Below are 13,083 nucleotides of genomic sequence, written 5' to 3' on the forward strand. Positions count from 1 at the left end.
ATCCGACCCAGGTGGGGTGTGACGTCGCGCCGTGAACGCGCTCGGGCTGCGGGAGTTGGCAGGAGGACGCTTCCGCTCAGACAGCGGGGCGCCGCCGGGCGCGGGACAGGTGCTCCTCACCGCTTTCGGCGAAGCGCCGCGCCAGCTCGGCCTGGCCCGGCTCACCGTGCGCCAGCAGGTACTCCAGCTCCGGAGGCAGCAGCACCTTGACGGTGACGAGCCGCACCTCTCCGTACGGTGTGGTGAAGTGTCGGGGCAACGAGCGCGACTCCACACCGAGCAGGACGCCCACCCGGCCCTCGGCTGTGACGAGCGCCTTGGGCAGCCGCTTGCCCGGCACTTCCATGGAGAAGAGGCCGGCCTTCACCCGCTCACGCACGTGCTCGTGCGCGGCCACCTCGTCCGCCACGCGCTCCAGGAGCAGCAGGGGCCAGCCCTTCAAGACGTCCTTCACGGCCACGTCCGTCTCCAGGGCGAGCTCCAGGCCGAAGCCCACCGAGGGTGCCATGTGCTCGTGGAAGGAATCCGAGAGCCCGTGCGAGACGATCAGGATGCGCCCGGCCTCGCGGCGGATGACGCGCCAGAGCCGCCGCTGGCCGGGCCATGAATCGCTCATGGCGATGGGGGTGATGACGTCCTTGTCGAGGTTGCCCAGGGTGCGCCAGGTGGCGTCCCGCGAGGCTTCCGCGGTCTCCAGGAGCTCGCGCCACTTGCTGAGAGCGAGCGCACCCGGCCAGGAGCGCCGCCGCGCGTCCGCCACGCGCGGAAGCCGCACCGCCCGCTCAGTACACGACGAGCGGATGCGGGGTGTAGTAGCCGACGATGGTGAGCACCGGCAGCTTGGGCGCGTCCTCGTCATCCTCCTCGCCGCTGGAGGTGACGCGCAGCCCGTCGAAGCGCGCGAGCACGACGAAGTCCTTGCCCGGCGCGAAGAACGGATCCGGCTTCTGCAGGCGGCCGAGGGCCTCGCGGCCCGTGTCGTCGGTGATGTTGTCGAAGCGCTGCACCGTGGACGAGCTCACCTCCTGCTCGCTGGTGGAGATCTGCCCGCCCAGGTTGGACGGGCCGAGCAGCCCCACGTTCCCGCCCACCGCGCCCGAGTGCACCCGCACCGAGTCCTTCCGCGTCGCGTAGCCCACCGACTGCTCACGTGCCACCGAGCCCATCCCCTGCTCGACGAGCCACACCGTGGGCTTGTCGTCCTCGCTGCGCACGTCCGCCACCTGCGCACGCAGCAGCAGGTAGCGGCCCTTGTACATCTCCGGCTGCGCCACCGCGGCCGACAACCCGAAGATGGGCACCTTGCGCGCGTGCAGCAGCTGCAACTCTCCCTCCACGCTGCCGCCGCGCCATGCCACCACCTGGGCAATCACCTGCGCCGCGTCCGGCCGCACCCGCAACTCCTCGGCCCACGCGTCGCTCAGCAGCGCGTTGAGCAGCGTGAAGTGGGTGCGCTCGACGCACGACTTCAGCGCCGCCCAGGCCTCGTCCCGGGACGTGGCCAGCAGCCTGCGCGCCGCCACCTCGCACTGCGCTGGCGTCGCGTAGCGGGCGCCGAAGGCCTTCTCCTCCGGCCTCGAGGGCACGGGGCCGGGCTCCACCCGGGCCTGCCGGGCCGGACGCTCCTCCGCCAGCAGCTGCCTCGGCGACTCCTCGTCCACCGTCGTGTGCGTGTGCCTCGATGAGCCACACCCCACCACGGCCACCGCGCACAACAGGGCCGCGCCCGAGCGCCCGGCCACCTTCGTCAGCTTCTGGAAGACAGACATGATTCCTCGCTCCCTCGCGCCGGTTGCCATTACAGCGACCCCGAGGCCGGGGGCGAGCGCCGGGCCTGCTGCTTCACGGGCCGCACCTCCCCGGCCGTGGTCCGGGAGGCCGGCATCACCAGGGAGCACGCCTCGCCGCACTGGTTGGCCAGGCACGCGAGCGCGGCTCCTCCCACCTCCTGGCGGGACACGTTCTCGTGGCAGCGCTCACCCGTGCCGGGGCAGCCGCGCTTCTCGGCGCACTGGCAGCACGCCGAGGCCACCGTCGCCATCATCGCGGTGTCCTGCAGCACCTGGGACAGCTGCCGGTAGCACGCCCGCGCGGCCGGAGCGAAGCGGCCCTTGGCGTCGATGACGGGCATCTTCCCGTCCAGGCCACACGCGTCCTCCGCGGCGTCGGCGAACTTGCGCTCGCACTGCGTCACCAGGTTCTTGTCCCCCGTCACTCCCGAGGGCGGCTTCGCGGCCTGCACGCACAGCGCGTGGCCGATGTCCTTGAGCGAGCGGATGTTGCCGGCCGACTGCGCCTGCACATCCGTGGAGGACGTCACGTCGGCCTCGAAAATACATTCGCGGCCCGCCCGCAGGGTCTCCACGGTACAGGCCCAGGCCGTGGGCGATTCGTCCGCCTGGGGAGGCGCGCCCAGGGCGCCGGGCGGCAGCGCCTGGCTGGCGGCGTCGGGAGACGAACAGAGAAGGGCAAGAAGTACGGCGGTGATCATGATGCCCCCAGCGTAGGACCAACGCGTCACATACTCAAACAGGCCCGGGGCGGCAGGCAACCATGAGTTTGCCTCATGCACGCTGGCCATCACTGACTAGCTTTCAATGGCTGTAACGAGGCAGTGCGCCAGAGGGGGGGAGGCCATGCTGTCTTCCGTTGGCAAGCGTGCTTTCGCGGGGCTCCTGCTCACCTGTGTTCTCATCTGTTCATGCGACGCGCCCGTCATCCTCAGGGCGCCGGCCGCCCTGCCCGGCCAGGTCCAGGGGCCACTGCCGGTGAAGCTTTCCATCCAGGCGGTGGATCCCGCCGGGGGCGCGCTCACCTACACCTGGCAGCAGTTCCCTGAGTCCCCCGCCGGGACGTTCAGCGATGCCACCTCGGCCACGCCCATCTGGCTGGCACCGGTGGTGAAGGAGCCAACGGCCTTCACGCTGCGGGTGACGGTGACGGACAGGAATGGCGCCAGCGTGCAGGCCGAGGTCCAGGTGCAGGTGCGGCCCCCACCGCGGCGGCGCAATCACGCGCCGGTGCTCTCCGGGGCGCCAGTCGTCACTCCCGGGCCGGCGAGGGCCGGAGACACCCTCACGCTCTCGGTGCGGGCACAGGACGCGGACGGAGATGCCCTCACGTACCTCTGGCGCCAGGTGGGCCCCGGTGCCCAGGGCACCTTCGTCTCGGGGCCGGAGGGCGCGGACAGCTCCTGGTTCTCCCCTCCGGTGGGCACCGGGACGGCCTTCACCTTCGAGGTGCTCGTCTCCGACGGCTACGCCACCCCGGTGCGAGGGACGGTGACGGTGCCGGTGTCCGTGCCCCGCTACGCCCAGGACATCCAGGTGCTCTGGGACTCGCTGTGCACCGGGTGTCACGGCCGGAGCGGCGGGTTGGACCTGGCGCCGGGCCGGAGCCATGCCTCGCTCGTCGGGGCGCCGATGCTGACGCGGGCGTGTTCGGACTTCATGCGGGTGGCACCCGGCGATGACGCGTCCTCCGCGCTCGTGATGAAGCTGTCCGGGACGGCCTGTGGCAGCCGCATGCCGCGCAACGACCCGGGCCACTTCGACGCCCACCCGGCGGAGCTGGTGCGCATCCGCTCCTGGATTCTCGGCGGCGCGGCGGACGACTGACGCCCGGGTCCGCGGGAGGACACTTCCCGGCCGGAGTCAAGCCCGCCTGCCTGCTCTCCTCCCGGGAGGGCCTGCGCTTCGTCCTGGAAAATCCGGTTTTCGACAGATAGAGTGGCGCCCCCGTGGCAGCCCAAGAGTCACAGTCCTGGGGCCACCGACTGTGGCCCGCGGCGACGTTCCAGTTCGCCCTCATCGCTGGCGTGACGCAGCTGAAGACGGCTGCCAACGCGCTCGTGTTGTCGCGCTTCGAGTCCCACACGATGCCCTACCTGTACCTGGTGGGCGCGTTGCTGGTGGCCACGCTGACGCTGCTGCCGCGCCGGGAGCCCGACGCGCGCAGCGAGTCGCTCAGCGTGCTCACCGGGGTGGGCGGGCTGGTGGTGCTGGGGCTGGCCGCGGGCGTGTCCATGGGCCAGCGGATTCCCGCGCTGGTGCTGTATCTCTTCGTGGACGCCTTCACCACGGTCATCTCCCTGCGCTTCTGGGGGCGGATGGCGTCGGCCTTCGACGCGCGCGAGGCCCGGCGGGCCTTCACCGCGCTCAACGGGGTGGGCATGGCGGGAGGCATGCTGGGCGGCCTGCTGGTGCAGGGACTCGCCGAGCGGCTCGGCACCGCCTCCATCATCGTGGGCGGCGCGCTGTCGCTCTACGCCGCGGGCGTGGCCTTCCACTTCCACCACAGCGAGGCGCCGCAGCCCGCGCGCGCCCGTCACCTGGCCCCGCCCCTGGCGGCCTGGCAGTACCTCGCCACCAGCACCTATGCCCGGGTGCTGGCGGCGCTGGGCGTCAGCTTCGCGGTGCTGTCCTCCTTCGTGGACTACCTCTTCCGCCTGCGCGTGGAGCGCACGCTGAGCGAGGACGGGCTGGCGGCGCTCTTCGGCTCGCTGCAGCTGTGGATCGGCCTGGTCTGCGTGCTCTTCCAGCTGCTGCTGGCCGAGCGGCTCCTCAAGCGGCTGGGGCTGCTGAGCTACCTGGCGCTGCTGCCCGGGGCGATGGCGCCGCTGGCGGTGGCCTCGCTGCTGACGAAGGAGCTGTGGCCGGTCCACCTGCTGCGGCTGCTGGAGAACGCGGTCAACTACTCGCTGCTGCCGGTGGGCGTGCAGCTGTTGTACGCGGCGGTGCCGGACGAGGAGCGCGAGGCGCTGCGCGGCGCGGTGGACGGGCTCTTGCGCAAGGGCGGCACGGTGCTGGCGGGCGTGCTGCTGATCGGCGCGGGCCGCTCGGCCGACGGCGTCACCATGGCGCTGGTGGTGGTGGGCGTGTGCGGCCTGCTCGGCGTGCTGCTGCTGCGCCTGAGACCGGCCTACGTGGAGGCGCTGGGCGAGCAGGTGGGCGCCCACGGCGAGGACGACGAGGCGCTGGGCCGCGAGGATCGCAAGCTGCTGGTGGAGGCGCTGGGCTCGAGCGCGCCGGACCGGGTGCTGCACGCGTTGGAGCTGCTGGCGGAGGAGGGACTGCCACTGCGGCCCCACCTGCCCGTGCTGCTGCACCACACGCACGAGCGGGTGCAGGAGCGCGCCGTGGCCCTGGCGCTGGAGCTGGGCGCCACCGAGACGGCCCCGCAGCTGGAGCAGTTGGTGACGCAAGGCGCCCGGCGTCCGAGGGACAGCGCGGTGGGGGCGTTGGCGAAGCTGGCGCCGGAGCGGGCGGAGGTGCTGCTGCCGCCGCTGTTGCAGAGCCCGGACGTGGGGCTGCGCTGCGCGGCCGTGGGAGCGCTGCTGAGCACGAAGTGGCACGCGGCGGCGCTGGTGTCGCTGGGGGCGCTGACGGCCCGGGGCGCGCAGGCGCCGGTGTCGGATCGCCGCGAGGTGGCGCGGCTGTTCGGGCGGCTGAGGGATGCGAGCTACACGCCCATGCTGACGCCCTACCTGAACGATCCGGACAGCTCGGTGCGGCGCGTGGCGGTGCGCTCCGTGGGCGAGGGCGGCTACGTGAGGCTGGCGCCCAGACTGCTCACCTTCCTCACCTGGCGTGAGGAGCGGCGCGAGGCGCGCGAGGCCCTGGCCGCGCTGGGTGACGAGGTGACGCCCCTGCTGGAGGCGACGCTCAACGATCTGTCCGCGCCACTGCCCATGCGGCTGCAGGTGCCCCGGGTGCTGCGCCTCATCGGCACGCCGGGGGCGCTGCACGCCCTGCTCTTCTCCAACGTACGTGACGATGCACGGCTGCACTTCCGCATCGGCGCCGAGATGTCACGCCTGCGCGATGAGCACCCGGAGCACCCGGTGGACGAGGACCGGGTGCGCGAGGCGCTCGGCCGGCGGCGCGAGGTGTACCGCGCCCTGGTGGAGCCCTTCCTGGATCTGCGCGCGGAGCTGGGAGAGCACTCGCTGCTCACCCGCGTGGTGGGGGATCGGCTGGATCAGGCGCTGGAGCTGTCCTTCTTCCTGCTGGGCCTGCTGCACCCGCCCCAGGTGATGCGGCGCGTGCACCAGCAGGTGGCGGGACAGGACGCGCGGCGGCGGGCCTACGCGCTGGAGCTGCTGGAGACGCTGACGAACGACGAGGACCGGGCGCTGGTGCGCGAGCAGGTGGAGTCGCACCACCGGGATCTGCCTCCGGGCACGATGGGCCAGTTGGAGGCGCACCTGGCCTGGCTGTGCCGCAGCGAGGATGTGGTGCTGCGCGCGTGCGCGCGCTACGTGGCGGGCCGGATCGGCATGGATCTGCCGCCCCCGCAAGAGGGAGACATGAGCCAGGCGACGGTGCAGAAGCTGTTCCTCCTCGAGGAGGTGCACGTCTTCTCGCAGAGCGACGTGGACGACGTGGCGGCGGTGGCGGCGATTGCCCGCGAGGCGCGCTTCCGCGCGGGCGAGCGCGTCTTCAGCCAGGGAGATCCCGGAGACGCGCTCTACGTCATCATCGAAGGTGTGGTGGACGCGCGCAGCAACGGCGAGCACGTGCTGCGGATGCGGGCCAAGGAGACCTTCGGCGACCTGAGCCTGCTCGACGGTGCCCCCCGCCCCACGGATGCCATCGCCGTGGAGGACACGCGGGTGCTGGTCATCGACCGGCGCGACTTCCTCGATCTGCTGGCGGACCGTCCGGAGCTGCTCACGGGCTTCTTCCGCGCGGTGACCCAGCAACTGCGCGCCGTCATCAACGCGTCCGATCAGCCGCCGCTGAGCGGGGCGCATCTGGTGCCGAACCTGACGAAGGAGGAGCAGTCCCCGCCTCCAGAGGAACAGAAGCGGCCCCTGGCGGGCTGAGCGGGCAGCCCCCTGCGCGCGAGCGCTGTCCGGGAAGCCACTCCCGCGTGCGCTCCCGGGACGTTTTGTCCGCCCCCTGCACGGTGGTTAGCGTCCATGACGGGGCACCAGAGCGCCCCGGGGGGAGGACGTCATGCGCCGTGCTCGAGGTCTTGCCGCCGCCGTCATGGGGATGGCGGTGTTTCTGACGGAGTTGCCCACCGCATGGGCCAGCGCGGGAGGCCGCGTCCGGTGCGGCGACACAATCACCCGGAGCACCCGGCTCACCCACGATCTCTCGTGTCCGGGGACGGACGGCCCCGCGCTCCGGGTCGTTGGCAAGGGCGTCATCCTCGACCTCGGCGGCCACACCGTGCGCCGCTCCGGCCCGGATCCGATGGGCACGTCGGAGGGCATCCTGGTGCTGGCCGACAGCACGGTGAGGAATGGGACCATCCGGGGGTTCCAGTTGGGGTACGTGCTCGACGCGGACGGGCAACACTCCCCGGAGCACGTGCGGCTGTCCCGGCTCAGGTTCATCGACAACCGGGGTGCCATCTACCACCGCAACGGCCATGCGACGTTGACGCTCACGGACTCCATGCTGGTCGGCAACGGCACCGGACTGGGCAGTGAACAGGACGCGAGCAGTGGCACGTTCGAGGTGCGATCGACGCTCTTCCTCGGCCAGGGGCTCGCGCTCTCGGCGAACCTCCATTCCGTCGACGTGGTCCGCTCGACCTTCAGCTTCAACGGGACCGTGGTCTGGTGCCCCTATGGCAGCATCACCTTCAGGTCGAGCTGGCTGCTGCAGAACGACGTCGTGGGAAGAATCCCCCTCGGCGACTTCGGCTACGGCTTCTGCTCCGTGGCGTCGTTCACCGACACGCTGATCGCTCGCAACGGCTCACTCGCCCCCTCCGACCAGCCGGCCTGGGAGCCGGGCAACTTCGTCCTGCGCGGCTCGCGGGTCACCGACAATGACAGTGGCCTGCTCGTCCGGGCCTGGACGGTAGACATCCAGGACGACACCTGGTGGGGCAACGCGGGCGGCCTGACCCTGGCGGACCTGCCAGAGTACGTGCCTCCCCCGCTCGCCGGCACGGTCAGCGGCAACCGCTTCCTGGACAACCGCGGGGACGGCCTCCGGGTGACGGTTCCCAGCACCCTCACGGTGTCCCGCAACACCGCGATCGGCAACACGGGCTGGGGGCTCCATGTCCCCGGGGTGATCGACGGGGGCGGCAACGTCGCGCGAGACAACGGGGCGGGCAACTGCATCGGCGTCGTCTGCGCCTCCCGCCCCGTCCGGGAAGAGCTTCAGGCCTCGCCCGTCAGCCGGTAATACGCATGGGGACGATGCCGGCGGATGACATTACGGGCGAGCGGGTTCATGTCCCATTTGATGGGGATGGGGTCCACGACGAAGCCCATGTCATCCTTGAACTGGCCCAGCTGGGGGGCCTCGCGTGAATCGAGGCCCCCCACCAGCGTGTGAACGCTCCCGAGCCTGCGGCAGATCTGCGCGAACTCGAAGACCAGTCCGGTGGAGAGGTTCGTCGGCAGGGCCCACGTGGCGTAGTACGCGTTGAAGCCATACGCGACACCATCCACCACGTAGCCGTCCAGGTACCCTCCCAGCCTGCCATCCACGAGGCCCGCGAGGACGCACCAGTGGTCCGACTGGAAGTACTTCCTCACGTCCGCGGCATACCGCTCGGGCGAGGGGACTTTCTTGTGCTGGGTCCGGGAGAGCGCATCGACGACGGTGCCGTACCCCTGCTCGAGCAGGAGCGCGGGTCCGGTCAACTGGACGATCCTCACGAGCCGTTGGCACTTGCGGAGCTTGTTGCGCCGGTTGGAGGAGAGGCTGTCGGGTCCATAGCCGCCGAGGTCCGATAGCCGCACGACGGGGACCTTGCCGTTCGCGGAGGCGGAGGACTCGGGGGTCAACGCCGCCCGGTATCCCCAGCTCAGGGGCGTGGGCCGGGTCGCCTCCTCTGGAGTCAGACGCGCCAACAGGTGCACGGGCTGGAAGAAGCCGGGCGCGCCCGTCTGCTCCCAATAGTGCTCACCGTGCTGGATGACGCGCGCCCCTTCGTTGCGCCGGCGTCCGGCGAGCTCCCGCTCCGTGAGGACCGCGAATGTCGCCTCCGAGGAGTCACGCACCTGGGGATCCGACATGACATCCAGACCTTTCCGGCAGACGCAGCTGCCCATGGCAAGCCGCCCGTGAAAATAGTCAGGATGTCAGTCTTTGTTAGCGCCCGGCCGGGCACGGGTTCGTGTGGAGTTGTCAACGGCGGACGCGCGCGGGAACCCCGACCACCACCACCCGGGGCGGCACATCGGCGAGCACCACCGCGCCAGCGCCGACCACCGCTTCTTCTCCCACGCTCTTGCCAGGCAGGATGGAAGCGCCAAGGCCCACGTGGGCGAGGGCGCCGATCCGCACGGTGCCCCCGAGTGTTGCATTGGGCGAGAGGTGGGCGAACGCGCCGAGCTCGCAGTCATGCTCGACGATGGCGCCACTGTTGATGATGACTCCATCCGCGACCCGTGCGTCCGGGTTGATGACGGCCTGGGCCATGACGACCACGCCCGCTCCGACCCGGGCGGAGGCCGCCACGACGGCGGACGGGTGAATCAAGGTGGCGGGAACCAGCCCCAACGCTTCACACAAACCATACACGCGGCGCCGCGCGTGGTTCTCCCCTATCCCCAGCGCAACCCCGACCTCCGAGCGATGCGCCTCGAGCCAGGCCGCTCCACCGAGGATGGGCAGGCCGAGGACCCGCCCTCCCGCCTGCACTCCATCATCGATGAAGCCCTCGACGCGCAGGCCACGCGCCAGCGCGATGTCGGCGACCACCTTGCCGTGGCCCCCACAGCCATAGACGACCAGCCTGGGATTTTCTCTCTTTTGCTCCACGGGCATTCACCGGATCGAGAGCAGCCACTCGGGCGCGGACCTACCACCATTTACTCCGCCGCTGGCACCGGGAGGCTACGGGAAAGTACGGGGTGTCGGATGGGGCACTCGCTCACTTCCATTCAAGCGACCCTCCTCGAAGTCCATGCGCTCCAGGGTGGCTTGGAACTGGCGCCTCCGGGTTCCACCCTCATGCCAGCGGTTGTGGGGCAAAGGGGGGAAAGGAATGGCTCAAGGGGAGAGTGGAGGTGTGCTTTCCGTGGCCGAGCGTCCATGGGTGCGGGTGATGGGCAGCCAACGCAGGTCGCCACGTCTGCGCTCGCTGCTCATGCTCCTGTTGGATGCGGCGATCACGGCGGGTTCTCTCTTTTTCGCGGTGCTGCTGCGCTTCGATGGGGAGTTGCCCGCGCGCTGGCAGTTGGCGCTCGAGCACAGGCTGCCCCTGCTGCTCGCGGTGCGGCTGGCCACCCTGGTCTGGTTTGGCCTGCACCGCTGGTCGTTCCGCAACTCCAGCCTCAACGAGGCGGGCCGGCTCGTCCTGGCCAACATGATCGGCACCATCGTGTTCGAGGCCATCCGGTCCTTCTTCTACTTCGAGCCGCTGCCCCGCTCGGTGATCGCCATCGAGTTCCTCTTCACCACGGCGCTGATGGGGGCCCACCGGTTCGCCCCGCGGATGACGCGGCTGTGGTACCTGGATCAGCGGCGCTCGCGGGCGCGGGGCACGAAACGGACGATCATCGTCGGAGCCGGCGCTGCCGGAGATCTCCTGCTGCGCGACCTGCTGCGCAACCCGGGCAGTCCCTGGCACGTCGTCGGCTTCGTGGATGACGATCCGGCCAAGCGCCGCACCTCCCTCAACGGCAAGCCGGTGTTCGGCCCCATCGATGCGCTGCCGGCGCTGGTGACGAAGCACCGGGTGACCCAGGTGCTCATCGCCATCCCCCGCCTGGCCCCGGAGCGCATCCGCCACATCCTGGGGCTGTGCAAGCAGCGCAGTGTCAGCTTCAAGATCATCCCGGCCTCCTTCGCCTACCTCGACCGGAAGATCACCACCGCGATGCTGCACGACCTCAGCCCGGAGCACCTGCTGCCCCGGGATGAGATCTCCTTCGATCAGAAAGAGGTCCACAGGCTCGTGGCGGGCCGCCGCATCCTCGTCACCGGAAGCGCGGGCTCCATCGGCAGCGAGATCGCCCGCCAGGTCGCGGAGCACGCGCCCGCCTCGCTCGTGCTGCTCGACATCAACGAGAACGAGCTCTACTTCCTCGTGCGCCAGCTCCAGGAGCGCTACCCCAAGCTGCCGGTGAGCGCCATCGTGGCGGACATCCGGGACCTGGACCGGTTGATGCGCGTGGGCCGGGAGCACGCTCCGCAGTACGTGTTCCACGCGGCCGCGCACAAGCACGTGCCCCTGATGGAGGACTCGCCCGAGGAGGCCATCAAGAACAACGTCTTCGGGACCCGCAACGTCGCGCGCATGGCGGATGCCTGTGGCGTGGAGCGCTTCGTGCTCATCTCCACCGACAAGGCGGTCCACCCCTCCTCGGTCATGGGGGCCTCCAAGCGGCTGGCGGAGATGGTCATCCGCGACATCGCGGCCCGCTCGCGCACCGCGTTCACCGCCGTCCGCTTCGGCAACGTGCTCGGCTCCGCGGGCAGCGTGGTGCCCCTCTTCAAACAGCAGATCCAACGCGGCGGGCCGGTCACCGTCACGCACCCGGACTGCACCCGCTACTTCATGACCATCCCCGAGGCGGTGGGGCTCGTGGTGCTCGCGGGCCTGGGAGGCTATGGCGAGCTGTGCATCCTCGACATGGGGACGCCCGTGCGCATCGCCGAGCTTGCCTCGAGCATGATCACCATGGCGGGCCTGGTGCCAGACAAGGACATCGCCATCGTCTACACGGGGCTGCGCCCGGGCGAGAAGCTCGAGGAGACGCTGCTGAGCGAGGAGGAGGAGCGCACCCAGCAGGTCCGCAACCGCATCAAGGTGGCCCACAGCCCCTCCCCTCCACTGGACTTCCAGGCACGGCTCGAGCGGCTGGGACGAGCGGCCTGGAACGGTGACGTGCTCGGCGTGAAGCTCGCCCTGCGCGACCTCATCCCCACGTACACCCCGGAGAAGCTCGTGGTGAGCAAGCGCTCGTGAGCACTCAGCGCCGGGGCGCGCGGTAGGCCGGAAAGTAGCCCTCGCCGGGGTGGCCCCCCGACAGCGCGGCATACACCTCCGGGTCGCAGATGATCTCATGGGTCTGGAGGCGGAAGACGGCATTGGCGAACCCCCGCTTGAACTCCTCGAGGCTGTCGCCCGGCTGGATGCCGCCCCCCAGGTTGAGTGGGAGCCCCAGCCGGGTGCAGAGCTCGACCAGCGCCGCGAAGACATTCTTGGCGGGCGAGCGAGGCAGGAACGCGTCGGCCGTCCCGCCGAGGTAGTAATGCAACACCCCATCGCTGGAGACGCCGATCGCCGCGGAGGCGACCTGGCCGTCCGGTGCACGCGCCGTCGCGAGCCAGGCGCCGGGTGAGGAGAACAGCTCCTCGAAGTAGGCGTCCGGGAAGAAGTAGCGGGCGCTCGCCCCGTCGCGGACCATGGTCTGCCGGTAGGCTTCCTTGAAACCCTCCCGCTCCTCGCGCGAGGCCTCGCGCGCCGGACAGCAGGCCGGCACGAAGCCCAGCCGCAGGTTGCGCCGGATCTGCCGGCGGTGCATCTCCCGGTACTGGATGGGCAGGCGGGGGTCGATGAAGAAGACCTCGTTGCGCGCCGTCCCCCCGGCGAAGCAGCGGGGACCGGAGACCCGATCGCGCACGAAGATGCTGACGAGCCCGGTGCCTCGCCAGTCCACCTCGTCCTTGGGCAGCTCGCTCAGCCCATCCAGCACTCCACCCGGAAAGCCATAGGGAGACACGGCATCGCGGTAGGGCGTCCCCTCGATGGGCCGCACGATGAGCGGGAGCCGCAGCGTTCCTCCCACGCCCGCTTCAATGACGAGCGAATGCGTCGCCCCCTCGGCACGCAGGTGGTGCGCCGAGCGGAAGTAGTCCTCCGATTGCGCTGCCCTTCCCTCGTCGGAGAACAGGACGGCTCTCGGTTTCATCATCGTCATCATGCCCGCTGCTCCCCCCGCTCTCCTGCGCTCTCCTGCCTGCATGGTCCGAGCAGACAGGCCCATGCTGGCTCGCACCTCGTGGTGGGCACCCCCTTCTCCATCACCTGGGGTCCACGCCGGAATTCAATGGGTATTCACACGTTCAGTTAGCCACGAACGCACTCGAGCGTTCCCATCGCAGACAGAGTAACCCTCCGGGCAAGCGGCCGGAGACTGACTTCAAGACACCATTCTAC

Annotated in this window: 10 protein-coding genes; 4 read left to right on the forward strand and 6 right to left on the reverse strand. The window is 70.3% G+C overall.

The features are described from left to right. Nucleotides 1–76 precede the first annotated feature (76 nt). Genes NR798_RS27440 through NR798_RS27450 form a run of 3 tightly spaced genes read right to left on the reverse strand, consistent with a single transcriptional unit; the run spans nucleotide 77 to nucleotide 2,491 of the window. Nucleotides 77–775: a hypothetical protein gene (locus tag NR798_RS27440; protein ID WP_375765461.1), complete on the reverse strand. Its 699-nt coding sequence runs from the start codon at nucleotides 773–775 to the stop codon at nucleotides 77–79. Between the two features lie 7 nt (nucleotides 776–782). Continuing rightward, the gene (locus NR798_RS27445; RefSeq protein ID WP_375765462.1) at nucleotides 783–1,769 is read right to left on the reverse strand and encodes a hypothetical protein; all 987 of its coding nucleotides are present in this window, start codon (nucleotides 1,767–1,769) and stop codon (nucleotides 783–785) included. A 29-nt stretch (nucleotides 1,770–1,798) separates the two neighbouring features. Continuing rightward, nucleotides 1,799–2,491 carry a hypothetical protein gene (locus tag NR798_RS27450; protein WP_375765463.1) on the reverse strand — a complete coding sequence of 231 codons (693 nt, stop codon included), beginning with the start codon at nucleotides 2,489–2,491 and terminating at the stop codon, nucleotides 1,799–1,801. 145 nt (nucleotides 2,492–2,636) lie between these two features. Between NR798_RS27450 and NR798_RS27455 the strand changes: the two genes are divergently transcribed. The 3 genes from NR798_RS27455 (at nucleotide 2,637) to NR798_RS27465 (ending at nucleotide 8,150) form a co-directional block, all read left to right on the forward strand. Beyond that, on the forward strand, nucleotides 2,637–3,617 hold the full coding sequence (locus NR798_RS27455) for an Ig-like domain-containing protein (protein ID WP_375765464.1): 981 nt from the start codon (nucleotides 2,637–2,639) through the stop codon (nucleotides 3,615–3,617). 122 nt (nucleotides 3,618–3,739) lie between these two features. Next, entirely contained in the window at nucleotides 3,740–6,826 is a 3,087-nt protein-coding gene (locus NR798_RS27460; RefSeq protein ID WP_375765465.1) for a cyclic nucleotide-binding domain-containing protein, read from the forward strand. Nucleotides 6,827–6,959: 133 nt separating this feature from the next. Next, nucleotides 6,960–8,150, forward strand: coding sequence for a right-handed parallel beta-helix repeat-containing protein (locus tag NR798_RS27465; RefSeq protein WP_375765466.1), 1,191 nt, complete (start codon nucleotides 6,960–6,962; stop codon nucleotides 8,148–8,150). Here NR798_RS27465 and NR798_RS27470 read toward each other — a convergent pair. Then, a complete protein-coding gene (locus NR798_RS27470; RefSeq protein ID WP_375765467.1) occupies nucleotides 8,126–8,989 on the reverse strand; it encodes a hypothetical protein in 864 nt (287 codons plus the stop codon). The genes NR798_RS27465 and NR798_RS27470 overlap by 25 nt on opposite strands. A gap of 112 nt (nucleotides 8,990–9,101) precedes the next feature. Then, on the reverse strand, nucleotides 9,102–9,737 hold the full coding sequence (locus tag NR798_RS27475; RefSeq protein WP_375765468.1) for an acetyltransferase: 636 nt from the start codon (nucleotides 9,735–9,737) through the stop codon (nucleotides 9,102–9,104). Between the two features lie 259 nt (nucleotides 9,738–9,996). Between NR798_RS27475 and NR798_RS27480 the strand changes: the two genes are divergently transcribed. Further along, the gene (locus NR798_RS27480; protein ID WP_375765469.1) at nucleotides 9,997–11,889 is read left to right on the forward strand and encodes a polysaccharide biosynthesis protein; all 1,893 of its coding nucleotides are present in this window, start codon (nucleotides 9,997–9,999) and stop codon (nucleotides 11,887–11,889) included. A gap of 4 nt (nucleotides 11,890–11,893) precedes the next feature. Here NR798_RS27480 and NR798_RS27485 read toward each other — a convergent pair whose 3' ends face one another. Continuing rightward, nucleotides 11,894–12,847, reverse strand: coding sequence for a GNAT family N-acetyltransferase (locus NR798_RS27485; RefSeq protein ID WP_375765470.1), 954 nt, complete (start codon nucleotides 12,845–12,847; stop codon nucleotides 11,894–11,896). Nucleotides 12,848–13,083: the final 236 nt, after the last annotated feature.

Origin of the sequence: Archangium gephyra (genome assembly GCF_042230915.1) — a bacterium.
Classification (GTDB): Bacteria; Myxococcota; Myxococcia; order Myxococcales; family Myxococcaceae; genus Archangium; species Archangium gephyra_B.

Excerpts from the sequence above, each read along its gene's own strand:
- NR798_RS27450 (WP_375765463.1), bottom strand. The coding sequence starts at position 2,491 with ATGATCACCGCCGTACTTCTTGCCCTTCTCTGTTCGTCTCCCGACGCC.
- NR798_RS27455 (WP_375765464.1), top strand. The coding sequence starts at position 2,637 with ATGCTGTCTTCCGTTGGCAAGCGTGCTTTCGCGGGGCTCCTGCTCACC.
- NR798_RS27445 (WP_375765462.1), bottom strand. The coding sequence starts at position 1,769 with ATGTCTGTCTTCCAGAAGCTGACGAAGGTGGCCGGGCGCTCGGGCGCG.
- NR798_RS27465 (WP_375765466.1), top strand. The coding sequence starts at position 6,960 with ATGCGCCGTGCTCGAGGTCTTGCCGCCGCCGTCATGGGGATGGCGGTG.
- NR798_RS27470 (WP_375765467.1), bottom strand. The coding sequence starts at position 8,989 with ATGTCGGATCCCCAGGTGCGTGACTCCTCGGAGGCGACATTCGCGGTC.
- NR798_RS27485 (WP_375765470.1), bottom strand. The coding sequence starts at position 12,847 with ATGATGACGATGATGAAACCGAGAGCCGTCCTGTTCTCCGACGAGGGA.